This window comes from Streptomyces sp. URMC 123 (genome assembly GCF_051386515.1).
Lineage (GTDB): Bacteria > Actinomycetota > Actinomycetes > Streptomycetales > Streptomycetaceae > Streptomyces.
On record NZ_JBPQTV010000066.1, the window covers coordinates 1 to 23,975 of the forward strand.

General features: G+C 73.7%; 21 protein-coding genes. 9 read left to right on the plus strand and 12 right to left on the minus strand.

Annotated elements, in window-relative coordinates:
- The first annotated feature begins 257 nt into the window (after positions 1-257).
- Positions 258-1,175, plus strand: a complete 918-nt coding sequence (locus ACSNOD_RS11065) for an NADP-dependent oxidoreductase (RefSeq protein ID WP_436766663.1) — start codon at positions 258-260, stop codon at positions 1,173-1,175.
- A gap of 53 nt (positions 1,176-1,228) precedes the next feature.
- Here ACSNOD_RS11065 and ACSNOD_RS11070 read toward each other — a convergent pair whose 3' ends face one another.
- The 6 genes from ACSNOD_RS11070 to ACSNOD_RS11095 form a co-directional block, all read right to left on the minus strand.
- Positions 1,229-2,215, minus strand: coding sequence for a threo-3-hydroxy-L-aspartate ammonia-lyase (locus ACSNOD_RS11070; RefSeq protein ID WP_436766664.1), 987 nt, complete (start codon positions 2,213-2,215; stop codon positions 1,229-1,231).
- Positions 2,212-2,955, minus strand: a complete 744-nt coding sequence (locus ACSNOD_RS11075; RefSeq protein ID WP_436766665.1) for a class I SAM-dependent methyltransferase — start codon at positions 2,953-2,955, stop codon at positions 2,212-2,214. Before ACSNOD_RS11075 ends, ACSNOD_RS11070 begins: the two co-directional genes overlap by 4 nt.
- Before the next feature lie 131 nt (positions 2,956-3,086).
- Positions 3,087-4,268 carry a macrolide family glycosyltransferase gene (locus tag ACSNOD_RS11080; protein WP_436766666.1) on the minus strand — a complete coding sequence of 394 codons (1,182 nt, stop codon included), beginning with the start codon at positions 4,266-4,268 and terminating at the stop codon, positions 3,087-3,089.
- A gap of 51 nt (positions 4,269-4,319) precedes the next feature.
- The gene (locus ACSNOD_RS11085) at positions 4,320-5,003 is read right to left on the minus strand and encodes a CatB-related O-acetyltransferase (RefSeq protein WP_436766667.1); all 684 of its coding nucleotides are present in this window, start codon (positions 5,001-5,003) and stop codon (positions 4,320-4,322) included.
- A gap of 1,366 nt (positions 5,004-6,369) precedes the next feature.
- A complete protein-coding gene (locus tag ACSNOD_RS11090) occupies positions 6,370-7,698 on the minus strand; it encodes an APC family permease (RefSeq protein WP_436766668.1) in 1,329 nt (442 codons plus the stop codon).
- 243 nt (positions 7,699-7,941) lie between these two features.
- Positions 7,942-8,712 (minus strand): GNAT family N-acetyltransferase, encoded by a 771-nt coding sequence (locus ACSNOD_RS11095; protein WP_436766669.1) that lies wholly within the window; start codon positions 8,710-8,712, stop codon positions 7,942-7,944.
- Between the two features lie 424 nt (positions 8,713-9,136).
- Here ACSNOD_RS11095 and ACSNOD_RS11100 point away from each other — a divergent pair, with 424 nt between their 5' ends.
- Positions 9,137-9,559, plus strand: coding sequence for an SgcJ/EcaC family oxidoreductase (locus ACSNOD_RS11100; RefSeq protein WP_436766670.1), 423 nt, complete (start codon positions 9,137-9,139; stop codon positions 9,557-9,559).
- Between the two features lie 136 nt (positions 9,560-9,695).
- On the opposite strand, the gene ACSNOD_RS11105 is transcribed toward ACSNOD_RS11100, so the two are convergent.
- Together ACSNOD_RS11105 and ACSNOD_RS11110 are read right to left on the minus strand one after the other, a co-directional pair.
- Complete coding sequence (locus tag ACSNOD_RS11105) at positions 9,696-10,160, minus strand: pyridoxamine 5'-phosphate oxidase family protein (RefSeq protein WP_436766671.1); 465 nt, start codon at positions 10,158-10,160, stop codon at positions 9,696-9,698.
- A 140-nt stretch (positions 10,161-10,300) separates the two neighbouring features.
- The gene (locus ACSNOD_RS11110) at positions 10,301-10,918 is read right to left on the minus strand and encodes a DsbA family protein (RefSeq protein WP_436766672.1); all 618 of its coding nucleotides are present in this window, start codon (positions 10,916-10,918) and stop codon (positions 10,301-10,303) included.
- Positions 10,919-11,161: 243 nt separating this feature from the next.
- On the opposite strand from ACSNOD_RS11110, the gene ACSNOD_RS11115 reads away from it, so the two are divergent.
- Both ACSNOD_RS11115 and ACSNOD_RS11120 read left to right on the plus strand, forming a co-directional pair.
- Positions 11,162-11,689, plus strand: coding sequence for a DUF6153 family protein (locus ACSNOD_RS11115; protein WP_436766673.1), 528 nt, complete (start codon positions 11,162-11,164; stop codon positions 11,687-11,689).
- A gap of 111 nt (positions 11,690-11,800) precedes the next feature.
- On the plus strand, positions 11,801-12,514 hold the full coding sequence (locus tag ACSNOD_RS11120) for a DUF305 domain-containing protein (RefSeq protein WP_436766674.1): 714 nt from the start codon (positions 11,801-11,803) through the stop codon (positions 12,512-12,514).
- A gap of 126 nt (positions 12,515-12,640) precedes the next feature.
- On the opposite strand, the gene ACSNOD_RS11125 is transcribed toward ACSNOD_RS11120, so the two are convergent.
- The gene (locus tag ACSNOD_RS11125; RefSeq protein WP_436766675.1) at positions 12,641-13,147 is read right to left on the minus strand and encodes a MarR family winged helix-turn-helix transcriptional regulator; all 507 of its coding nucleotides are present in this window, start codon (positions 13,145-13,147) and stop codon (positions 12,641-12,643) included.
- Positions 13,148-13,275: 128 nt separating this feature from the next.
- Between ACSNOD_RS11125 and ACSNOD_RS11130 the strand changes: the two genes are divergently transcribed.
- Entirely contained in the window at positions 13,276-14,547 is a 1,272-nt protein-coding gene (locus ACSNOD_RS11130; protein WP_436766676.1) for an MFS transporter, read from the plus strand.
- A 97-nt stretch (positions 14,548-14,644) separates the two neighbouring features.
- Here the strand turns inward: ACSNOD_RS11130 and ACSNOD_RS11135 are convergent, their stop codons facing one another.
- The 3 genes from ACSNOD_RS11135 to ACSNOD_RS11145 all read right to left on the minus strand — a co-directional run bounded on the left by ACSNOD_RS11135 (position 14,645) and on the right by ACSNOD_RS11145 (position 22,312).
- Positions 14,645-20,989 carry an SDR family NAD(P)-dependent oxidoreductase gene (locus ACSNOD_RS11135; RefSeq protein WP_436766677.1) on the minus strand — a complete coding sequence of 2,115 codons (6,345 nt, stop codon included), beginning with the start codon at positions 20,987-20,989 and terminating at the stop codon, positions 14,645-14,647.
- Between the two features lie 47 nt (positions 20,990-21,036).
- A complete protein-coding gene (locus tag ACSNOD_RS11140; protein WP_436766678.1) occupies positions 21,037-21,468 on the minus strand; it encodes a hypothetical protein in 432 nt (143 codons plus the stop codon).
- A gap of 403 nt (positions 21,469-21,871) precedes the next feature.
- Entirely contained in the window at positions 21,872-22,312 is a 441-nt protein-coding gene (locus ACSNOD_RS11145; RefSeq protein WP_436766679.1) for a DUF3995 domain-containing protein, read from the minus strand.
- Between the two features lie 337 nt (positions 22,313-22,649).
- Here ACSNOD_RS11145 and ACSNOD_RS11150 point away from each other — a divergent pair, with 337 nt between their 5' ends.
- The 4 genes from ACSNOD_RS11150 to ACSNOD_RS11165 all read left to right on the plus strand — a co-directional run.
- Positions 22,650-23,078: a hypothetical protein gene (locus ACSNOD_RS11150; protein WP_436766680.1), complete on the plus strand. Its 429-nt coding sequence runs from the start codon at positions 22,650-22,652 to the stop codon at positions 23,076-23,078.
- On the plus strand, positions 23,044-23,559 hold the full coding sequence (locus tag ACSNOD_RS11155) for a lasso RiPP family leader peptide-containing protein (protein ID WP_436766681.1): 516 nt from the start codon (positions 23,044-23,046) through the stop codon (positions 23,557-23,559). The genes ACSNOD_RS11150 and ACSNOD_RS11155 overlap by 35 nt, the downstream gene beginning before the upstream one ends.
- A 100-nt stretch (positions 23,560-23,659) precedes the next feature.
- Entirely contained in the window at positions 23,660-23,794 is a 135-nt protein-coding gene (locus ACSNOD_RS11160) for a lasso RiPP family leader peptide-containing protein (protein WP_436766682.1), read from the plus strand.
- Positions 23,795-23,900: 106 nt separating this feature from the next.
- Positions 23,901-23,975 (plus strand): lasso RiPP family leader peptide-containing protein (locus ACSNOD_RS11165; RefSeq protein ID WP_436766683.1); only part of this gene is annotated, 75 nt, incomplete at its 3' end.

Genomic DNA, 23,975 nt, shown 5'->3' on the forward strand with positions numbered 1-23,975 from the left:
GCGGTGGGGCGGCGGGGGCTGGGGGCACTTTCCTTCGGGAAACCGCTATCTCCAGGGTAGTAGCGTGGACGATGTGCCGGACGGGGCGGGCGTAACGATCCGTTCAGCGGCCCGGACCGACCGCCCTTCGCGGTGGGTCGTGCCGCGGGCCCGGGCCCGTGCGCCGGTCGAGTGAGGCGCGTCGAGCGACGCTTGCCGCACCCGGCCTCCGTAACCCTCCGCGCATATTCGAACACCCCATGTATCGGGAGATTTTCATGTCCCAGGCCATCCGCTTCTCCGCGTACGGCGACGCCGACGTGCTGCGACTCGTCGAGGTGCCGCTGCCCGAGCCCGCCGAGGGGCAGGTCCGCGTCGCCGTCCGAGCGGTCGGCGTCAACCCCCTCGACTGGAAGATCCGCCGGGGCTACTTCGCCGAGGGCGAGCCCCTGGGCGCGCCGGCGGGCACCGGCATAGAACTGGCCGGCGTCGTGGACGCCGTCGGGCCCGGCGTCACCGCGTGGCGGCCCGGACAGCCCGTCTTCGGCCGGTCCGCCACCCGGGGCGCGGCCGCCACGCACGATCTGGCCGCCGTCGACGAACTGCTGGAGAAGCCGGAGTGGCTCTCCTTCGAGCAGGCCGCGGCGCTGCCCGTCGCGGTCGAGACCGCCTACCGCACGCTGCGCGAGCTGGGCCTGCGCGAGGGGCAGACGCTTCTGGTGCACGCCGCCGCCGGCGCGGTGGGCCTGACCGCCGTCCAGCTCGCCCGCGCCTGGGGCGCCACGGTCATCGGCACCGCCGGGGAGCGCAACCACGCGTTCCTCCGCGAGATCGGCGCCATGCCCGTCACCTATGGGGACGGCCTCGTCGAGCGGGTGCGTGCCGTCGCGCCGCAGGGCGTGGACCTGGCCCTCGACGCCTCGGGCCGCGGGGCCCTGCCCGCCTCCCTGGAGCTGGCCGGCGGCCCCGAGAAGGTCCTCACCATCGCCGACCCGGCCGCCGCGGACCACGGGGTGCGGTTCTCCGCCGTGCCCGGGCCGACCGGCGAGGCGCTGCGCGAGGTCCTGCCGCTGATCGGGAGCGACCGGGTGCGGATGCCGATCGAGCGGACCTTCCCCCTGGACCGCGCGGCGGACGCGCACCGCCTCAGCGAGGAGGGCCACCTCCAGGGAAAGATCGTCCTCAAGGTCGGCTGAGCGGCCGTTCCCCGCGGGGCCGGCCTGTCACGGCCTCACCGGGCCGGCAGGGGTCAGCAGGGGTCAGCAGGGGCCAGCAGGGACGCGAAGCGCGCGAGGTCGATGTTGCCGCCGCTGACGATCACGCCGACCCGCTGCCCGCGCAGCCGGTCGGCCATGCGGCGCACCGCCGCGAACCCGAGACAGCCGGTGGGCTCCACCACGATCTTCATCAGCGTGGCGAAGAGCCGCATGGCCTCCACGAGTTCGTCGTCGGTGGCGGTGACGACGGTCGGCGCGACGCGGCGGAGGATGGCGAACGGCAGCTCGCCGAGGTGCTGCGTCTGGGCCCCGTCGGCAATGGTCCGCGGGGTGTCGATGTGCACGATGGCGCCCTCGCGCAGCGATCGCCTGCCGTCGTCACCGGCCTCGGGCTCGACGCCGTACAGCCGGCAGTCCGGGGCCAGCGCCCCCGCCGAGAGCGCGGTGCCGGACAGCAGCCCGCCGCCGCCCAGCGGCACGAAGAGCGCGTCGAGGGCGCCGACCTCCTCGAACAGCTCCTTCGCCACGGTGCCCTGGCCGGCGATCACCTGCGGGTGGTCGAACGGCGGTACGAGGGTGAGGCCCCGCTCGGCGGCGAGGGTGCGGCCGATCTCCTCCCGGTCCTCGGCGTAGCGGTCGTACGCGACGATCCGCCCGCCGTAGCCCTCGGTGGCGGCCACCTTGGCCGGCGGGGCGTCGTGCGGCATGACGATCGTCGCCGGAATGCCCAGCAGCCGGGCGGACAGCGCGACCGCCTGGGCGTGATTGCCCGACGAATACGCCACGACCCCGGCCCGGCGCCGCTCCGGGGACAGCCGGGCCAGGGCGTTGTACGCGCCGCGGAACTTGAAGGCGCCCATGCGCTGGAAGTTCTCGCACTTGAACACCACCTCGGCGCCCACCTGCTCATCGATCAGGCGCGAGCGCAGCACGGGCGTCCGGTGCGCGCACCCCGCGATCCGCTCCGCGGCGACCACGACGTCCGCGTAGCGGGGCGGCTCACTCGGGTCCGCGGTCACGGGCGGGGACCCCGACGGAGGAGCGCCGCCCAGAGGAACGGTTCGCCGAAGTACGGGGACTCGGGCGGCTCGTCCCGCATGCGGCGCAGTTCGACCTCCGTCAGATCGGAGAAGATCCACCGCAGGGACTCGGCGGTGTAGGCGAGCCCGCCGTGCAGCCGGGCGCTGTCCTGGCGGTAGAGCTCCTCGTCCCCCAACTCGCACCCCATCGCACCGGCCGCGAAGCAGGTGAGAGCGAGATGGCCGCCGGGGGCGAGGACGCGTTCCACCAGGGAGAGATAGCTGACGCGGCGGTGCGGCGGCAGGTGGTGGAAGCAGCCGGAGTCATGGATCAGGTCGTAGGGGCCGGCCAGCTCGCCCCCGACGAGGTCGAACGCGTCACCGAGGAGGAACCGGACCTCGGCCCCCGCCTCGCGGGCGCGCTCCTCGGCCCAGCGGATGGCCGCGGGGGAGAGGTCCACGGCGTCGACCCGGAACCCTCGCGAGGCGAGGTGGAGGGCGTTGCGGCCGGGGCCGCAGCCCAGATCGAGGGCGCGGCCCGGCGTGACCAGGCCGCGCTCCAGATACGAGACGAGGTTCTCGTCGGGCTTCGCCACGAAGAACGGCACGGGCCTGGAGCGGTCCTCGTAGAAACGGTCCCACCACGACGCGGCGCCGGCCGTCCAGCGGTCGGCGTCCGGGGCGAACAGGGTGTCCATCAGTGCGAGGACGTCGTCCATGGTGCGGATCGTGCGGTTCATCCGGCCCCCTTCGTCATCTACGGTGATCGTAGATTCGCCCACCGCGGATCACCAGGCCCACCTGGGCCCGCGCGGCGCTCACGGTGCCCTCGACGTGCGGGCCACGAGCGTCGCCCCGTGGTGAGCCGGGGTCAGGCCAGCGCGTCCTCGATGAGGTCGGCGGCGCGCGGGGTGCCGCCCTCGGCCCGTGCGCCGGCGCGCAGCGCTGCCGATCGGCGGGCGACCTCCGGGTCGGTGACCAGGTCGTGCAGCGCCGCCCGCAGCGTCTCGGCGGTGGCTTCCGGGGTGTCGATGCGGCGCGCGACGCCCAGTTCCACGAGCCGGTCGGCGTTCATGAACTGTTCGGCGGCCTGCGGCACGGCGATCATCGGGACGCCCGCCAGCAGCCCTTCGCCGCAGCCGCCCATGCCGGCGTGGGTGACGAAGGCGTCCGCCTGCTCCAGGATCGCCCGCTGCGGGACCCAGGAGTGGACCTCGACGTTGGGCGGGACGTCACCGAGTTCCCCCAGGTCGGTGTACTTCCCGATCTGGAGGACGACGTGCCAGCCGGGCAGGTCGCCGTAGGCCGCCAGGCACTGGCGGTAGAACTCCGGTTGACGGGTGTACGCCGAGCCCAGGGAGATCAGCAGCACGTTCTCCGCGTCCGCCGGGCGGGTCCAGCCCTCCGCGCCCGCGCCCGCGCCCGCGTCGAAGCAGGGCCCGACGAAGGTCACCGTGTCGGTGTCGACCCGGTCGGCGTGCGGCTGCATCGCCCGGGTGATCAGGGCCAGGGCCCGCGACGGCCGGCCGGAGAAGGCGTCCACGTCGGTGGTGGACGCCCCGCAGTCGGCGAGCCATCGGGCGAACTTCGCCCGATGGGCGTCGGCGCCCGGCAGTTGGCGCAGCTGTGCGCCGATCTCTTCGCCGTAGCCGTCCCAGGCCACGAACGTCGGGGACAGCTGCACGAGGGGCCGGCCCTGCGCCTCGGCGAGGGCGCGCGCGGCGTAGGCGCCGATGTCGTACAGGTACAGGTCCGCCGGGTCGCGGTCGTAGACGGCGCGCAACCGGGGCAGCGCCTGGATCGCGTTGTCGAGGAAGAGGTCCATCGCGGCGATGGGGTCGTCGGGCCAGTTGTTGTCGGCGACCGGCAACACGGAGGCGCAGTCGACCGGTTCGGCGCCGGTGGCGGTGATCAGATCGGCCACCATCGGGTCGTTGGCGTAGGTCACCCGGTGGCCGCGGGCCACCAGCTCGCGGATGATCGCAAGGCTCGGCAGGACGTGGCTGACGGCGGGGATGCCGACCATCGCGATATGGGCACGGCGACGGGACATGGATGATCACTCACTTCGTTCGATACGGCCGCGGGCGCACGCGTGACGGCGTCACGCGTGCGGGGCGTCCGGGGCGGTCTGCGGGGCGGTCTGCGGGGCGTCCGGGGCGGCGGCTTCCAGATCGGCGATGCTGCCCGACATGATCGTCCGCACGTGGTCGGTGATGTGCTCCGCGGGCCAGTCCCACCAGGCCACGGCGAGCAGCCGGGCGACGTCCTCCTCGCTGTACCGGGTACGGATGAGCCGGGCCGGGTTGCCGCCGACGATCCCGTAGTCGGGAACGTCCATGGTGACCACGGCGCGGGTGCCGATGATCGCGCCGTGCCCGATCCGCACGCCGGGCATCACCGTCGCGCCGTGGCCGAACCACACATCGTTGCCGACGACGGTGTCCCCTCGGCCGGGCAGGCCGGTGAGCAGGTCGAAGTGGTCCGACCACGAGCCGCCCATGGTGGGGAAGGGGAACGTCGAGGGGCCGTCCATGCGGTGGTTGGCGCCGTTCATGATGAACCGCACGCCCGTGCCCAGGGCGCAGAACCTGCCGATGATCAGCTTCTCCGGCCCGTAGTGGTAGAGCACGTTGCGCGTCTCGAACGCGGTCGGGTCGTCCGGGTCGTCGTAATAGGAGTACTCCCCGACCTCGATCAGCGGGGACGTCACGAGTGGCCTGAGCAGCACCACGCGGGGCTGCTCGGGCATCGGATGGAGGACGGTTGGGTCGGCGGGCACGGGCATGGGGGTTCCTCATCGGTCGCGGCCGGTGTCCGGACCATGATCGCTGTGCGCGCTGTCCCCCAACACCGGTTTTTGTGTGCGCGACGTTCACGTTGTGGGTCGTCCATGACGTGACCGTCGCCGACCCCAGCGCCCCAGGCTTTCCCCGGCCGAAGGCCGGGGGCGTTTTCCCGCCCCTCCGGGGCGAACTCCTCTCCCCGCCCCGAAGGGGCGGGCCTTTCCCGGCCTTCGGCCGAAGCTCCCTTCCCAGCCCCTTCGGGGCTGGGTCTTCGTCCCGGCCGAAGGCCGCAGGTGTTTCCCCGCCCCTTCGGGGCGATCGCCGCCCCGAAGGGGCGGGGGTCGTTGCCCCGGCCCTCGGCGCGAACCCCCACTCTTCCCGCCCCGAAGGGGCGGGGTCTTTTCGGCGGCCTGCGGGCCGAGCCCCTCCCCTCGCCCCGGAGGGGCGAAAAGCTTTCCCGCCCCTTCGGGGCGGGGGTGGGGTGGTGTTTGCGGCGCCCGGTTGCTGGGTGGTGTCGGTGCCGCACCGGGGTACCTCCTCGGCGGCGCACGTGCACCTTTGTTCTTCGGCTTTCTCGCCGCTTCGTGCGCCGCGCTGCGGGGGCACCCCGCTACGTCCCCTCCGGCCGGTTCGGGCGCACAAAGCGGGGTGGGGGGTTACGCGCTCCCTGAGTGCCGGGCGCCGGGTTGATGCGCGACCTGCCGGCCACAGACGGCTCCGGCTCCGCCGGAGAAAAGAAGACGGAGGGGTGGCCGAGGGCCGGCCGCAACCAGCTACGAACACCCCCTACTGCGGGCGCGACGCCATACCGGCCCGAGGGGACGTGGCGGGGTGCCCCGCAGCGCGGCGCACATGTTCCCAGGGAGAGCCGAAGAACAACCCGCACGGTGCGCCGCCGAGGAGGTACCCCGGCGCGGCACCGACCCCACCCACGGACAGAGCGTACGACCGCAACCCCACACCCCCGCCCCGAAGGGGCGGAAAAACGCTTGTGGCGCTCACGTCACAGACCAACGTGACCGTGGACGTCGCGCGAACCCGCCCGGAGGGCACCCCGCACGACCGCAACTCCCATCCCCCGAAGGGGAGGGAAAGGTCTCCGGCCTCCGGTGCGACCCCCTCTCCCCGCCCCGAAGGGGCGGGTCTTCGCCGACCTTCGGCCGAAGCCCCCTTTCCCAGCCGAAGGCCGGGGGTGGGGGGAGCTCCGCGCCTTCGGCGCGGAGAGGGAGTGACTCCGCCCCGAAGGGGCGGGAAAACCCGGCCTTCGGCCGGGACGGGGTGGCGCTTCGCGCCGGACGCGCGGGGGAGCGAGGACCGCGACGATCACGCCACCCGCAGGGAAACGTCATCGGCCGGGCGCGAAAGACTTCAGGCGCGTCGACCGTGACGTCGGACGACAACGCGGCGCAGGCCGTGGAGAACCGCGCCCGCGGTGAGGGCCACGCCGCCCCACACCACGGAGTGCAAGGGCAACGTGAAGGCGAGCAGCACACAGCCCGCCAGCCCGGCGACGGGAACGACACGCGGCGGACGCCCCTCCGCCGCCACCAGCGTGAGCGCAGCCGCGTTGGCGACGGCGTAGTAGACCAGGACGCCGAAGGACGAGAAGCCGATCGCGCCGCGGACGTCGACCGTGGCCGCCAGGACGGCCACCACCGCACCGACCGCGATCTCCGCGCGGTGCGGCACGCCGAACCGCGGGTGCACCGCGGCCAGGACGTGCGGAAGATTCCGGTCGCGCGCCATGGCCAACGCCGTACGCGACACCCCGAGGATCAGCGCGAGCAGCGCGCCGAGCGCGGCCACCGCCGCGCCGACCCGCACCACCGGCGCCAGCCAAGCCGCCCCCGCCGCCGTGGCGGCCTCGGCGAGCGGCGCGGCGGCCCGCGCCAGCCGCTCCGGGCCCAGCACCGCCAGGACGGCGGTGGTCACCGCCGCGTAGACGGCCAGCGCGATGCCGAGGGCGAGCGGCACGGCGCGCGGAATGGTCCGTTCGGGCGCGCGGACCTCCTCGCCGAGCGTGGCGACGCGCGCGTACCCCGCGAACGCGAAGAACAGCAGCCCCGCGCCCTGAGCCGTGCCGTACCAGGACGCGTCCCCGTGCCACGCCAACCCGGCGGCCCGCGCCGCGCCGCTCGTGGCGCAGGCGACGACGACCGCGGCCAGCACGGCGAGCACGACGGCGACGACGGCCCGGGTGACGCCCGCGGACTTCCGCACCCCGACGCAGTTCACGGCCGTCAGCGCCACCGTGGCCGCCACGGCGACCGCGGAGGCGTGCGCGGGCCACGCGTAGGCGCCGACGGTGAGCGCCATCGCCGCGCACGAGGCGGTCTTGCCGACGACGAAGGCCCAACCGGCGAGATGGCCCCAGAAGGGCCCGAGCCGTTCGCGCCCGTACACGTACGTGCCGCCGGCGGCCGGGTGGCGGGCGGCCAGCCGGGCCGAGGACGTGGCGTTGCAGTAGGCCACCGCGGCGGCCAGCGCCAGCGCGGCGGGGAGCGCGGAGCCGGCGGCTCCGGCCGCCGGGGCGAGCACGGCGAAGATCCCCGCCCCGAGCATCGCGCCGAGGCCGACGACCACCGCGTCGGTGAGCCCGAGCCGCCGCTTCAGCGACGGGTGACCGGGGTGACCGGGGGGATCGGAGGCGCCGGGGGGCTCGGTGCCCCCCGGAGGGCCGGCCGTAGGACCGCTCATGTCTCGCTCCTCGCGCTCCCCGCTGACCGAGTGGTTCGGGCCGGAGCGTAGGGGACGGCGGGCCCGCGGCGCGAGGCCCTGGGCGGCGCGCACCCGAGGCGTCGCGCACCCGAGGCGCCGCGTGCCGCGCCGCGCCGACAGGGCGGCCCACGCGAGCACACGCGACCCCGTGCGAGCGGGAGCACCCCGAACAGAGCAGCGGAGCAGTCGAACGGAGCCGCCGTGAGGACGGCCGTCGGCGCGTCAGGCCGGCGCCAGGGCCAGAAAGCGGTTCAGATACTGCGGCTTGATGCGGCGCATCGGAAGCAGCATATAGAGGCTGAGCGAGTTGAACGGAGGGTCGTACGAGGGCTCCCCGCACACCCAGGCGCCCACGCGCAGATTGCCGCGGATCAGCGGCGGCATCGCCGTGGGCGGCAGCGGCTCCGCCGAGGTGGTGGGCAGCGGCCAGGGGCGGCGCGGCACGACGCGGTACTCCTGGGGGGAGAGGTGGCGGTGCGTCGCCGTGCGCCAGACCCGCGCGGCCCACTCCTCGCCCCCCTGCAGTTGCACGGAGCAGCAGCCGCCCAGCCAGCTGTGCCTGCCGCGTACGAGATAGCGGGCGAGTCCGGCCCACAGCAGCGCGATCACCAGCCCGTTGCGGTGGTCGGGGTGCACACACGCCCGCCCCCCGTCGACGAGGCCGCTTCGAATGGCGGTCAGCCGACCGAGGTCGAACTCCTCGTCGGAGAACGTGCGTCCGATGGCCCGCGCCCGCTCCGGGGGCAGCAGCCGGTACGTGCCCACGGTCGTGCCGGTGCTTCTCTCCCGTACGAGCAGGTGGTCGCAGTGGACGTCGAAGGGGTCCGTGTCGTGCCCCGGGACGCGGATGTCGAGAGGGGCTCCCAGGATGCCGACGAAGATGTCGTAACGGAGCCGCTGGGCCGCTCGTACGTCGTCCTGGTCGCGGGCGAGCGAGACGGTGTACCGGGGGAGGCCGAGCTCTCGGGCGGGGGCAGTCACGCGTGCTGGCATGGTCGAGACCAATCTCCTGGGCGGCGCCTGGACCGGTGGGATCGTCCGGTGATCGACGAGTGTAATAAGCCATTTACCCCTTTTGGGGCTATGGGCCGCATTTGGCGTGGCTTGTCGCTCGTGGCCGCGCCCCCGCTGCCGTGGCGGCCCGCCCGCCGGGTGGCTCGCGGGCGTCACCCGGGTGGCGCAGCGGCCCCTGCCGCGGCGGGCGGCACGGCCGAGCCGCCCGCCGCGGTCGCCGAGGCCCCCGGAGGCCGGGCCCGCCACGGCGACCCAGGGCCCCGGGGACCGCGGGATCTCTCCTTTGACATGAAGTCAACTTGAGGTTTTAGCGTGGGGCCCACGACACCGGCCTTCCGGTCCGCGAACGCCGCACCAGCGGCTTCCACGCGGCGGGGAAGGCCATGACACACGGGAGACAGTCATGACCGAACGCCCCACCGCCGCCCGCCCGATGCCCGACGAGCGGGACGCCCGGGCGATCGAGGAGGTCATCGCCTCCTTGGAGGAGGGCTTCAACGCGAAGGACGCCGCGATTCTCGACCGCTGGTTCACCGCCGACGCGGTGACGATCGTCCCGAACGGCACGATCCTGCGCGGCTGGGACGAGTTGTTCCCCTATCACTCGGCCCGGCTGGCCGGGCCGGTCAAGGACTGGAGCACGGCCTTCTCCGTCCTCGACATCGCCTTCCTCGGCCCGGACACCGCCCTGGTCAACACCCGGCAGGAGACGACGACCCCGGACGGCGGCTTCGCCAACCACGGCACCTGCGTGCTGGTCAGGAAGGACGGCCAGTGGTGGCTGGCCGCGATGCACCAGACGAACGTGGTGGCGCCCGGGAAGTGAGCCCCGGCCGCCCCCGCCCGTGCGGCGGCGCGGCGGACGCTCGGACCAGCGCCCGGACCAGCGCCCGGACCAGCGCCCGGACCAGCGCCCGGACCAGCGCCCGGACCAGCGCCCGGACCAGCGCTCGGGCCAGCGCTCAGACCAGCCAGGTGCCGCCCCGCATCACCTCCCGGCCCGCCAGCTCGTTCTCCTCGCGCCAGGCGAGCACCCGGCACGGCCGGAACCGCAGAAAGACCCAGGGCGCGCGCCCCCGGGGGTCCCAGTTCAGCTTGGCCGCGAAGGCGTCCCCCTCGGCCCGCGGCAGCGCGTCACTGGGCACGACCTCGATCGCGTCGCTGTCGCACTCGACGAGCACCACGTCCCGGGTGTGGCCCAGGGCGATCCGTGCCGCGCCCCCGCGCCGGAGGTTGCGGGCGGTGGCGTTGACCGCCTTGGTGGACATCAGCAGCGCCCCGCCGTGCCAGACGAACGACAGCGGCACGAGGCAGGGCGCGCCCCGCTCGTCGGCCGTGGACACCCAGGCGTCCTCGTCGTTCTCCAGTCGCTCCAGCACATCCCGCTTGCGTTGCCCGGCGTCGCGCGGGGCCTCGTGGATCGTCATGCCGGGACGCTATCGACCGCCGTGCCCCGGGCGCCTCGGCCGTCGGCCGTACGTCCTCCGGCGTACGGCCGACGGCCGGGAGCACGCCGTACGGGGGGGCGCCGTCGCGGCGGGCCGGCCGGACAGGGGTGCCGCGCCGCTCAGCGGGAGGTGAGGGCGGCCAGCCGACGGTCGATCAGATCGGCGGTGGCATGGCCCTGGGCGAGCACCGTGCTCCGGGGGCCGTCCACGGCGAGCAGCGTGGGGAAGCCCCGCACGCCGAGCTCCGCGGCGCGGCGGAAGTCCGCCTCGGCGGCGGCCCGCGCGGCGGGGGAGCCGAACGCGGCGACCACGGCCTCCGCGTCGAGGCCGGCCCGCTCGGCGATCGCGCGATACGTAGCCGGCTCGGACAGGCTCGCCCCGTCGCGGTAGAACGCCTCCTGGAGCGCGGCGGCGAACTCCACCGCCCGCTCGGGCGCGGCCTGCCGCAGCGCGGCCATGCCCCGGGCGGCGGCCTCGGAGTCCATGACGAACGAGCCGTCGGCGATCAGCCGCTCGTAGGCCTCGCCGAACTCCGCCCCGGTCGTCTCGGCGATCGTGGCGTTGGAGCCCTGGACGTAGCCGAACTCCCGGATCGGCACCCGTCGCGCGCCGGTGAACAGACCGCCGGAGACCACCTCCACCGGCAGCTCCGGATGGCGGGCCGCGATCTCGGTCATGGTGCGGGCGAACCCGTACGACCAGCCGCAGTAGGCGTCGAAGACGAGGACGAGCTTCATCGGGGGCCTTTCGGAGGGAGATCTCGTGGATCTCGCGGAGTGTGTCGCTCACCCGTCCCAACAATGCCTGACGGGTCAGGTATTTCCGGGCGGGTGGTGTGATGCGCCCCACGCCGGGCCGAGCTGGCTCCCCGCCGGGCCGAGGGGGCCCCGCCGGGGCGAGGTGGTGGTGGCCGGTCGCCGGCCGCGGCCGTGGCGCCCCTGCCCGCCGGGGGAGTCGTACGGGTCCCTACGATGGGGCGCGTGACACAGTGGCGGCTCCGAGCGGCCCGGCCCCCCGGGGTACGGGTCCGATGGCTGCTGCTCGTGCTCGGAGTGCTCGCGGGTGTCGTGGCGATGCACGGGCTGGGGTCGGTCGCCGCCAAGGGGGCGGGGCGGGCCGCGGCGGCGTCGCACCACGGCGGGCCGGCCGCCACCGCTCCGGGGTCGGTCGGCGCTCATGTCGCCGGTGAGCGCGGAGGCGTTCCTGACGCCCGCACGCAAACCGGCGTTCATCAGCCCGGCGCTCACGAGGCCGGGCCCCCTCGGGCCCTGACGCGCATCGACGCGGAGTGCGGCCACACGGGCGGGGCCGGTGGCGGTGGCCATCTGTCGCACGCCGATCCCACCTGCGCGGCCGGCGGCATCGCCTCCGCCCCCGCGCTGCCCGATCCGGCACCCGCGCCCGCCGCCGCGGCCGGTCCTCCGGCCGCCACCGGGCGTACTGCCTCGGCGGAGCGGGGCGACCGCGCGCCACCCTCCCTGAGCCAACTGCAACTGCTGCGCATATAGGCGCGCCCGCGGTGTCCGGCCGTACGGAAGGCCGGGCCCCGCTTCGGCATGCCTTTCTTCCCGCACCTTTCGTGCGTTCACCGCACAGCAGAACAGCAGGAGTTGCTCACCATGACCGCACACCGCTCCGTACGACGCGCTGCCGCACGCCGGTCGCCCGCCCGCGGCCCGCTCGTCCGCCGCGCCCTCGCCCCCGCGGTGGTCGCCGCCGCGGCCGCCCTCGTCCTGACCGCCTGCGGCGGCAGCGGCGACGGCTCCGCCGACCGCGACAAGAACGCCGCGCCGAGCGCGTCCGCGTCCCCGTCCGCCGGGTCCTCGCCCGGCGCCACCTCGCACAACGCCGCCGACGTGTCCTTCGCCAAGGGCATGATCCCGCACCACCGTCAGGCGGTGGAGATGTCCCGCATGGCCGCCACCCGGGCCTCCTCCCAGGAGGTGAAGACCCTCGCGGCCGAGATCGAGAAGGCGCAGGCCCCGGAGATCGAGAAGCTCTCCGGGTGGCTCACCATCTGGGGTGAGCAGGTGCCGGCGGCGTCGGCCGGCATGGACCACTCCGGGCACGGCGGCGGTCAGGGCGGCGGCCACGACGGCATGGCCGGGATGATGAGCGCCGAGGAGATGGCCGACCTGGAGAAGGCGTCCGGTGAGGCGTTCGACACGGCCTTCCTCCGGCTGATGGTCAAGCACCACCAGGGCGCGGTCGACATGGCCAGGACCGAGAAGTCCAAGGGCGCCCACCAGCCCGCGAAGGACATGGCCGATGCCATCATCACCTCGCAGAGCGCCGAGATCACCAGGATGAACGCTCTGCTCGGCAAGGGCTGACCGGGCCCGCGGGGCCGGAGCTGACCGGGGCCGGGGTCGACCGGCGCGGTCGGCGCCGGCCCCGGTCCGGATCGACGGCCGGCCCCGCCCCCCGGTCCGGGTCGACGGCCGGCCGCCGGCCGCGCCTCACGTGATCGACGTGTCGCCGAACGACTCCAGCAGGGTCCGCAGCCCCCGGGCGATCCGCTCGCACTCCGCGCGGTCCAGCGGTTCGAGCATCCGCGCCTGATTGCGCAGATGCTCGACGAGCACCTCGCGATTGGCCTCGTGCCCCCGCTCGGTGAGGCGGATCTTCACCGAGCGGCGGTCGGCGCCGTCGCGCACCCGCTCCACCAGGCCCTTCGCCTCCATGCGGTCGATCCGGTTGGTGATCGCGCCGGAGGTCACCATGGCCCCCTTGAGGAACGCGCCCGCCGTCAGCTCGTACGGGGGGCCCGAGCGCTGCAGGGTGGTCAGGACGTCGAACTCGCCCAGCTCCAGCCCCCGTTCGGCGCAGAAGGTCTTGAACTCCTTCTCCAGCACCCGGCTCAGCCGCAGAACGCGGGCGAGGACCTCGATGGGCCAGAGGTCGTCCGCGAGGTCCGGGCGGTGCCGGAGCCACTGGTCGATGATCCCGTCCACCGCGTCGCTCATCAGGTTCCTCTCCGTCGGGCGATTCCTCTCAATGTTAAGACACTTGACGTTGAGGTGGCTCGGCTGTTTCTATCTCAACGTTGAGATTGTCAACCTTGAGAACTTCGCCTTCCCGCAGGGAGTCGTGCATGTCCGCAGCCTCCACAGCCCCCGTACCCTCGGCGCCCTCCGCCACCGGGGCCACCGCTTCCGGCCCCTCCACCTCTGCCGGGTCCGCCGCTCCGCCCCGGCCCGTACCCGTCCTCTGGCTGGCCCTGCTGGCGACGCCCTTCGCCGCCGGGGCCAACAGCCCCGTACTGATCCTTCCCGGCATGGCCCGCTCGCTGAACGTCGACGTGGCCGCGGTGACCTGGCTGGTCACCGCCTTCGCCTGGGCGACGGCGATCGGCACCCCGCTGATGGCGGCCCTGCTCCGCCACCGCGGCCTCGCCGGCACGCTCCGGGCGAGTTCGGCGCTCCTGCTGGCCGGCACCGCCGTGCTCGCCGCCGCGCCCTGGCTGCCCCTGGCGCTCCTCGGGCGGGCCGCCCAGGCGCTCGGCGGCGCGGGACTGGTCGCCGCCGCGATCGCGCTCGCCGGCACGGTCGGCCGCATGGGCGTCATCACCGCCGGCTTCGGCGTCATGGGCGCCACCGGGCCCCTGCTCGGCTCGCTGCTCGGCGGCGCCACCTCCTGGCGGGTGGCCCTCTCGATCTCCCTGGTGAGCCTGGTCGCGGTGCCCGCCGTACTTCGCGCCGCGCCCACCACGGCGGCGCCGGCCGCCGGTGCCGGCCGGTTCGACAGCCGCGGCGCCGGGCTCCTCACAGCCCTGGTCACCGCGCTGGTCCTGCTGCCCCGGCACCCGCTGCCCGCCGTACTCGCCGCACTGGTCGCCGCCGGATTCCTCGCCGCGCACGTACGCGGTCGCCCCGAGGGCTTCGTGCCGGTGGAGGTCGTCCGCAGCCGGGCGTTCAAGTCCTCCGCCCTGCTCGCCTGCGCCCTCTCCACGTCCTACTTCGCGCTGCTCTTCGCGCTGCCCCGGCTGCTCCAGGACCGGACCGACTGGTCCACCACCGCCATCGGCGCCGGACAGCTCGTCGCTCTCCTGGTCGGCTCCGCCCTCTCCTGGCTGTTCTCCGCGGCCTCGCCGAGGATGGGTCGCCGTACGGTGTTGGCGGTCCTCGTCGCGGCCGGCGCCCTGGCCCCGGTGCTCACCCTGATCGACCCGTGGCCCCCGCTGCTGCTGCTCGTCGCCACCCTGGGAGTCTTCGCCACCACCGCGGGCAACGCCGTTCTCTCCGTCCGCGCGGCGAGCGCGGCGGCGGACCGCCGGCGCCCGACGGCGCTGGGCCTGTTCACCCTCTGCTACCAGCTCGGCGGCGCGTTCGGCCCGGCCATCACGGCCCTGGTGGCCCTCGCTTGAGACGGTCCGCCGCCGCCCTGAGGACTCCGGGCGCGGAGCCGGGCCGCCGCGTCAGCCGCCGCGGGTGCTCCGGTGCGGGTGCTCCGGGGCGGCCGGGTCAGGACCCCGTGGAGGGGTCTCGTCCCGGTGGTTCGAGGACTTCGAGGATGTGGTCCTTGAGCGCGGAGACGGTGGGACGGCTCCACAGAACAGTGCGCGGGAGTTCGATGTTCAGATGGTGCTGCAGCCGGTTGCGGGTCTCGATGGCGAGCAGCGAGTCCACGCCGAGGGAGACCAGCGACGTGTCGGCGTCGATGCGTGCGGTGTCGAGCCGCAGCAGGGCGGCGAGCTCTTCCAGGATGCGGGCCTGCAGCAGGCGTTCGCGGTGCTGAGGGGTTTCGGCGTGGCGCAGGTCCTCCAGCCAGTCGCCGGCCCCGGACGACTGCTGCCGGGTCGGCAGGAGCTGGGTGAAGAAGGGGAGGGCGGCGGTTTCGGGATACGCCTTCAGCCAGCGCGCGAGATCGAAGTCGATATAGCCGACGCGGGGGCGGTCGTGGTCGAGGATGTGTTCCAGGGCGGCCAGCCCCTCGCGTGGGGAGAGCATGGTGTGGCCCCGGGCCCCCATGGCCGCGCCCCGGCCGACCTGTCCCCATGGCCCCCAGTTGATGGTGGTGGCGGGCAGGCCCCGCGCCCGGCGCCAGGCGACGAATTCGTCCATCCAGGCGTTGCCGGCGGCGTAGGCGGCCTGCCCGGGTGAACCGATCACGGAAGTGAAGGAGGAGAAGGCGACCCACCAGTCCAGGGTGGGCGCGGTGGTGGCGTGGTGCAGCTGCCAGGTGCCGAGGGCTTTGGGACGCCACACGCGATCCAGGAGGTCGCGGTCGAGGCGGGCGACGGTGGCGTCCTCGACGACGCCGGCCGCGTGCAGGACTCCTCGCAGCGGGTGCCCGGTGGCCTCGGCGGCCCGGACGAGGCGAGAGGCGGTGTCGGGGGCCGCGAGGTCTCCCGTGACGATGTCGATGCGTGTTCCCGCGGCGCGCAGGGCATCGACGGCGGCGGTGGTGTCCGGGCGCGGGGCGGTGCGCGCGTTGAGGACGACGGCACCCGCCCGGTGGGTGGCGAGCCAGTGGCACAGCACCATGCCGAGGCCGCCGAGACCACCGGTGATCACGTAACTGCCGTCCGGGCGTACATGGCGACTCCGCTCGGAGGGCAGGAAGGCGCGAACGGAACCGGTCCGTGGCCACTGAACGCTGATCGGACGGCGCTGCTGGTCGATGGGGGCGGGCGAGGCGGCGGGGAGGGGCCACGTGGTGCACGGCCACTCCAGCGGCGGACTGCTGGACAGGCTCCGGCCGACCTCGGCCAGCAGAGCGGCGAGGGTTTCCGGCGAGTGTGCGGCGAGGGAGTGCAGGTCGACGCTGCTGACGGTGATGCCCGGCCGGAAGGGCGCGGTCGCCGGGTGGCGGCCGCGGAGGGACGCGCGGTCGGCACAGTCGACCAGCCGGCCCTGCGGAGCCAGAAGTTCCGCGCTTTCCCGCCACGCGGTACGGGAGAGGGTTCCGGTGACCACCGCCAGCGGGTGGCCGTGCGTGGCCTGGCGTACCTGGGCGGCGAACGACGGTGATGCGGGGTCGAGTACTCGCGCGACGCCGAGTGCGCGCAGATGGGCGCGTTGTGCCGGGCTCGCCGCCGTGGCCAGGACGGTGGCTCGGTGAGCGACGGCGATGTACAGCGCGGCCAGCCCGGCGCCTTCGGCGGCGTCGTGGACGAGGATGTGTTCCCCCGGCTCCAGGCGGGCCAGGTGGTGCACGGCGTACCAGGCGGTGAGGTAGGGCAGCAGCAGGCTCGCGGTCTGGGCGCTCGTGAGCGCCGCGGGGGGTGTGACGCACCAGGTGGCGCGGGTGATCGCATGGCTGGTCGGCTGCCCTGGGGGCAGGACGGCCGCCACGGTGTCGCCGACGCGGACGCTGTGGGCGCCTTCCGCGGTGAGAACCGTCCCCACACAGGCGCGCAACAGGGACTGTGTCGCGCCGGGCCGGCCGTTGGGGGAGGGCAGGTCCTGGGGGCCGAGTCCGGTGGCCTGAGCGCGGAGGAGGACCTCGCCGGCGCGCGCGGTACGGGGAGTGTCGTGGACCAGCTCGGCGGTGGGTGCGGGGCTTGTGGCCGCGATGCGCAGGGCCAGCGGGTCGGTGCCGAAGCGGCACGGTGTCCGTTTGCGTTCTTCGGGGGTGAACGGGGCACGGGTGAGGCGGGCGGTGTAGCGGGTGCCGTGGCGCCAGGCGATTTCGTCGGGGCTGCCGGGGGCGGCGGACAGGAGTTCGGCGGCGAGGTCCTGTCCGGTGGTCGCGGTGTCGATGTCCACGACGGTGGGCGCGAGCTCGGGGTGTTCATAGGACAGGACGCGTACCAGACCGCGCAGCCCGGCCTGGTCCAGTGACGGCCGGTCGGCGGGGTCGACGCTCTGGGCCCTTCGGGTGACGACCCACAGCCGCGGCCAGGGCTGCCCCGCCGCTGGCGCGGGCAGGTGCTGCACGGTGCTGATCAGGCGCCACAGGCGGTCGCGCGCCAGTTCTGTGACGGTGGCTCCGGTCGCCGTGGGCGGAGCGGGGAGCAGAACGACGATGCCGGTGAGCGGTTCCCCGGTGGGCCGCAGGACGTCCGCCACGGCGTCGGCGGGGCGGTGGAGCGGCAGGGCGCACTCCGAGACCTCGGCGTCCTGGGCGGCCCGCAGGGCCCGGCCGAGCGCGTCGGCCAGCGGGTCCCGGCCCTCCTCGGTCAGCAGCAGCCACCGGCTGCGGCCTGCGGCGGCGCGCTGTGTGAGCGGGGCCTGGACCCATTCCTGCCGGTACAGGCGGCCGTCGGCCGTGGCGGCGGTGGGATCGCCGATGAACCCGAAGCGTACGTGGTCCGCTTCGGCCAGCACGGTTCCCGTGTCGTCGAGGAGCCGGAACAGGCCGGTGCACGAGCGGGCGTCGGCGGTGCGCAGGCGCACGTGGCACCAGCGGCCGGCGGTGGTGTCGCCGTAGCGGTGCAGCGTGCCGACACCCAGCAGGAGCAGCCGTCCGGCGTCCATCCGCCCGGTGTGCGTCCACAGCGCGAGCAGCGACTGCATGCAGGCGTCCAACAGGGCCGGGGGGAAACGGAAGGAGCTGGTCCCCAGGCGCGCGGCGTCGGGCAGGCGCACCTCGGTCAGGGCCGCCGTGGGGTCGTCGGCGGCCACATGGACGGCGTTCAGGCCGCTGAAGCCGGGGCAGTAGTCGATGGTGTGCGCGCCGCGCCAGCGGTCGTACAACCGGGGGATGGGGAGCTGGGTGTCGAAGTGGTCGCGCAACTGCCGCGGGTCGACCGGCTCGGGGCGGGGGCTGTCGGTCGTGTGCAGGTGGGCGGTGGCGTAGCAGTCCCAGGCATCGCGTGCGGTGCGGGCGGCCAGCGTCCACTGGGCGCGCCGGCCGTCGAGTCGGTCGGCGGTGGCGGCGGTTTCGGTCTCCTGTGCGTCCACGGGCAGGGGCAGGTGGAAGGTGAGATCCCGGACATGCGGGGGCAGTGGGCCGTCGGGGAAGACGTCGGCTGCCGCCGCGAGGGCCATCTCGCCGAAGGCGGCGGCGGGCAGCACGGCCTGTCCGCTGAGCCGGTGGTCGGCGAGCCAGGGAAGGTGATGGGTGCTCAGGCGGCCGTGCCACAGGTGCCGGCCCTCGTCGGCGGGGTCCGCGGTGTGCTCGCCCAGGAGGAGCGAGGCGCTCGGAGGTCGTGCGAGCGCGGACAGGTCGACGCCGTAGTGCTGCCGGTCCCAGCTCGTGGGCGGCACGTCGGCCAGGTGCCCGCCGGAATGCCATCGGGCCCACTCCACCGGATAACCGGCACAGTGCGCGGCGGCCAGGTAGGTGGCGATCGTCAGCGGTTCGTCCTTGTCGCGGCGCAGGGTCGGCAGTGCGATGGCGTCGGTGATGCCCTCGGCCGCCAGAATGCTGTCGATGGCGCGGGCCACCAGGGGGTGGGGGCTGACTTCGACGAACAGCCGGTGCCCGTCGGCGGCAGCCGCGCTGACGGCGGGGGCGAACCGCACCGCCTGGCGTTGGTTGGCCACCCAGTAGTCGGCGTCGAAGCACGCCGGCGCGCGCGGATCGGCGAGCACCGAGGAGTAGTGCCGCAAGGCCGGGGCCTTCGGCCGCAGCCCCTCCAGCGCGCGGCGCAGGTCGTCGAGGACGGGGTCCATCTGGGGGGAGTGGGAGGCGATGTCCACCGCGATCGGGGCGGCGGTGACACCCTGTGCGTCCCAGGCGCGGAGCAGGGTGTCGACCTGGCCGGCGTCACCGGAGATCACGGTGCTGTGCGGTGCCGTCCAGACCGCCACGGCGACCTTGTCGGCTCCGGCACGGGCGAGATCCTCCCGCACGCGCTCCCGGTCGAGTTGAACGGAGACCATCGCGCCGTGGCCGCGGGTGCGCGCCAGCAGCCGGGCGCGGCGGCAGATCACCCGCACGCCTTCTGCCAGGCTCAGCCCGCCGGCGACGACGGCGGCCGCGGTCTCGCCCATCGAATGCCCGATCACGGCGGCGGGCTCGACACCCCGGGCACGCCACACGGCAGTCAGCGCGATCTGGCAGGCGAACAGCACCGGCTGCACCCGCTCCACCCCGCTCACCACCTGCGGCCCGCGCAGGGCCTCCCGGACCGAGAAGCCGCCCTCCCGCCTGATCAAGGGCTCCAGTTCCCGCATGGCCGCCGTGAACCGCGCATCGTGGCCGAGGAGCTGTCGGGTCATCCCGGCCCACTGCGAGCCCTGCCCCGAGTAGACGAACACGGCGTCACCGATGGTGCCACGGGCCCATCCGGCCGCCAGGCCCGGCTCGTCCGGCGCGGCGCCGGCGGCATAGGCCCGCAGCCGCTCCACCAGTTCCTCACGGCCGCGGGCGACGACCGCGAGCCGTGAACGAGCGTGCGATCGCCGCAGGGACAAGGTGTGGGCCACATCGGTCAGCGGCACCGTGGCCCCGTCGGCCTCCAGCCAGTGGGCCAGCCGCCGGGCGCCCAGCCGCAAGGAACGCTCCGAGCCGCCGCTGAGCAGATACGTCGGCAGATACTGCCCGTCCGTCTCCTGCCGCTGACGCGCACCGGCCGACGCGAGGCGCGCCGGGCTCGGCTCGGGGGCCTGCTCCACGATCATGTGGGCGTTGGTGCCCCCGATCCCGTAGGACGAGACGGCAGCGCGCCGTGGCACCCCCTCCACGGGCCAGGGGACGGTGGACGTCGGGGCGAACAGCCGACAGCCGCCGGCGTCGATCTGCGGGCTCCACCCGCGGAAGTGCAAGGTGGCGGGCACCTTGCCCCGTTGCAGGCTCACGATCGTCTTCAGCAGCCCCACAATGCCCGAGGCCGGTTCGCTGTGGCCGATGTTGCTCTTCAAGGAGCCCACCGCGCACCGCCCCCGCCCCTGGCCGTAGACGGCTTTCACGGCGGAGAACTCGATCGGGTCCCCCACCGGCGTGCCGGTGCCGTGCGCTTCGACCATGCCCACATCGGCGGCCCGTACCCCCGCCTGAGCCAGCGCCTCCTCGAACACCCGCTGCTGTGCGGAGCCCGAAGGCGCGGTCAGCCGCGTGGAGCGGCCGTCCTGGTTGACCGCCGAGCCCCGCAGCACGGCCAGGACCCGGTCCCCGTCGGCGACGGCCCGCGCCAGGCGCTTGAGCACCAGGGCGGCGCACCCCTCGGCGCGCACATAGCCGTCCGCGGTCGCGGAGAACGGGCGGCTGCGCCCGGTGGGCGAGAACGTGTCCCATTGGGCCGGAGCGACCCACGCCTCCGGGCTGAGCAGCAGGGAGACCCCCGAGGCCAAGGCGGTGTCGCACTCGCCCGAGCGCAGGCTCTGGCACGCCAGGTGGACCGCGACCAGCGAGGAGGAGCAGGCGGTGTCCACCGCCATGCACGGACCGTGCAGGTCCATCAGGAACGCCAGCCGCCCGACGCCCATGCCGTGCATGGAGCCCATGCTCCAATAGGCGGGCGTCCGCGCCGGGCTGCGGTGTCCTCGCACGAGGTGGTCCACGGCGTAGATGCCGGTGAACAGTCCTGTCGAGGTGCCCCGCAGCGTGTCCACGGGGATGCCCGCGTGCTCGCACGCCTCCCAGGCCACCTCGACCAGCATCCGGTGCTGGGGGTCGACCCACGGTGCCTCCTGGGGCCCCAGGGCGAAGAAGGCGGCGTCGAACCCGACGACGTCTCCTTCGAGGAATCCCCCGCAGCGGGCCCGGTCGGAGACGGCCACGGGAAGATCCGCGTTCATCGCGTCCGCGTTCCACCGGTCAGCGGGAATGCTTCCGATCGCGTCACGCCGCTCGTCCAGCAACCGCCACAAGCCGTCCAGCGAATCGACTCCGCCCGGTATGCGGCACGCCGCCCCGACGACCGCGACCGGCTCCACGGCACCTTCCGCATGGCGAGCGCGAGAGAACATCCTGCCCATCGGTCCTTGTCCCTGCGAGCGAATTCCGTACGTTTCCCCGGCGGCGCTCAGGCTTCGCCACGCCCTTCTTCGCTGTCCTCCAGGCTCCACCACCGGTGCGTGATCGGCCCCTCGGGCACGAGTTCCACCCTGGCGCCGAACGCGTGGGCATTGAGTGCGGCGAACTTCGGTGACCGGCTTTGCACGATGAAGGTTCCGTACCAGATCTGCTGACCCGGCCTGCCGTGCCGGAAGGAGCCGAGCCCGCGGAACAGGGCGTGGTCGGCCGTGCTGCTCGTGGAGCGGAGATAGCCCTGCGCGGTGCCGATTTCCGACCCGTCGGGGAGGATCTCGGCCTGATGGGTCAGTTCGATGATGACCGACTCTCCTGCTATCCGGCCTTCGCCCGATGCCATCAGCTCGTATTCGGCCTTTCCGGGTACGCTGATCCGCTGGGCCTTCACCTGGAGCTCGAAGGTGGCGGCGGGACATTCAGTCACGAGAACCTCCTTTTGCCGTCCGAGGTGTCCTCGCCACTGTCCTCCGCGGGCGAACCCGGTGCAGCGGGAAAACAAGCCTTCACGCTCCGCTGGGACGCCCCCGGGAGACCTTCGCCGTCGTTCCCCGGCGCGCCACGTCCGGATCTTCCGCGAAGCGGCAATGGCGATCTCTCGGTGTGCCGCTTCGAGAAAACCGGGGAACGTGTGCCGTGCGGCGCATCAGTGCTTTTTGTGGAAGCGGGCAACACGGAGCTTCCGGGCTTCCGGGCCGCCCCGGGGGAGAGCGGAGAAATGTCGCATAAGCGGAAATGGTGCCTGTGCTCATCAAGAGATGGCGGCTTTTCGAGGCGACGGCTGATGCGTCATTCGGCTCGGCTCAAAAAGGTGGCCTGGCGCATGCGGCCTACGGGGCCTCTTCGTTCTTCGCGACGTAGGCGGCGAGGGCGCCGAGGGTAAGGCAGAGGGGGGAGTACAGGGCCAGGTTCAACCGGGTGAAGGTGGTGGGCTCGGCGGCGAGGCCGGAGTGGACCAGCCCCCCGCCGCCGCGCAGCAGGAGAACACCCGCGACGGTGGCCGTGCCCAGGCGTACGAGCCGGGCGGGCAACGGGCGCGGGGCCACGCCCGCCTGAGCGGCGACCAGGTAGGCCGCCGAACCGAGGGCCGCCGCGACGGTGGCCGTGGCGGCGGCGCTGGGGCCCTCGGCTTCGGAGACGCCGGCGACGGCGCTGGTGAATTCGGCGCGGTCGCGGAACGGCCACGGCGACCGGACCCAGACGACGTGCATGGCCGCGGCGGCGCCGAGGCCGGCTGCCGCGACCCATCCAGCGGGCTTGGTGAACCTCATGAGCACTCTCCTTGTCCGGGCGCGGCGGGGAAGCGCCGGCGCGCAGTTGCCGCGAGGCGAGAGCTCTTCTTCCGTCGATCTCCCTTGCTCGCAGAAACAAACATACATGTATGTAAGTTGGCGGGAAGGGGTGCCCGCGCCCCGGTGGGACGAGTTGAAGATCACGTCCCGGTCGCGCCTCCGGCGGTGGTCGACCTCCTCGCCGAGGGCGCGCCGGCCTGGCCGAGGCGCTGAGGGCCACCGCCTGACGCAGGGCCCCTTGGGCAACGTTCATGTGGATCGCGGCAGGACGAAGGGGACTGGGACACTGATCCGCATGGAACTCCCTCCCGACACCGTGCTCATCTTCGATCAGGACGAGGACCTCCTCGTCTTCGAGTCCTTCGTCGACGCCACGGACTGGCTCGAGGCGATCGACGTGGATCAAGGTGAGTACACGGCGGCGTACACACCGGACGGTGGCGTGCTGGCGCTGACTGCCCCCGAAGGCCCCGAGGGATCGGTTGTTCTGACCAGGACCGGCAGCGCGGACCTGGGCGATCTGGAGCGGAGGGTGGCCTGTTACTGGCGCCGCCACCGGACAGGCCGGCCCCCACGTGATCCGGCGCAGACGGCGCGGCTCCTCATCGAGGAGGAGAACGAGCCGCGACCGGGATGGCTGGCTCGGTTCACCGCCCTCCTGCGACGCGATGCCGCCGGCGCCGGCGCCGAACCGGCCCCGGCGCCTCGCCATGACGCCACTGCCCAAGGCGACGGTGACCGATGAGGGCCGCGGCCGCGCCGACGCAGGCGCGAAAGCGACTGGCGTTGCGCTCGTAACACGCCTCCGGCGCCCCGGCAGCGTGATCAATGTCCGAGGCGTGTGCGGTGCCGCGCACGTGCCGCTGCGCGCCGGCACGCGGAAGGCGAGCCGGGACACGTTCCGTAGCGTCGGATTCCGGTCGCGGGACGTTGTGCTGCGCCGTCATTCCTCCGGTGCGTTTACCCAGTTCAGCCGGTTATTCCTCGTCATTTCGGTCATCAGCGTGGTGTGCGGACCCGCTGCTGGCGGGCGGCGGGTCCGCTCCCACGACTTCTCGGGCCGGAACAGCCGGGAGGAGGTGACGGACATGGAAATTCAGCAGGACGTCTACGAGGCGCCGATGGTGAGTGAGGCGGGTGACTTCGCCGAGGTCACCCTCGGATGGCCGCTTGGGCACATGCATGACGGTGGTTTGCCACCGTTCTGGCGCTTCCCCAGCAGGTGAGACAGGCATGTGGGCTCGGTCGGGGCACGCGCAGGCCCTCGCCGGCCGGGTCCGCTCCGATCAGTTCTCGCTCGGTAGGACATGAGAGGGGGTGAAGGGCATGGAGATTCAGGAGGACGTCTACGAGGCGCCGATGGTGAGTGAGGCGGGTGACTTCGCCGAGGTCACCCTCGGGTCCCTGCTGGGGGAATTTGCGGACAGTGCCCCGCCGCCGTTCGACCGCTTCCTCTTCTGATGAGTCGGACCGTGACCCCGGCCGGGGCGCGCGCAGGCGCGCTCCCGCCGGCCGAGTCCGCTCCGATCAGTTCTCGCTCGGAAGGAGCTGAGGGGAGGTGACAGGCATGGAGATTCAGGAGGACGTCTACGAGGCGCCGATGGTGAGTGAGGCGGGTGACTTCGCCGAGGTCACCCTCGGG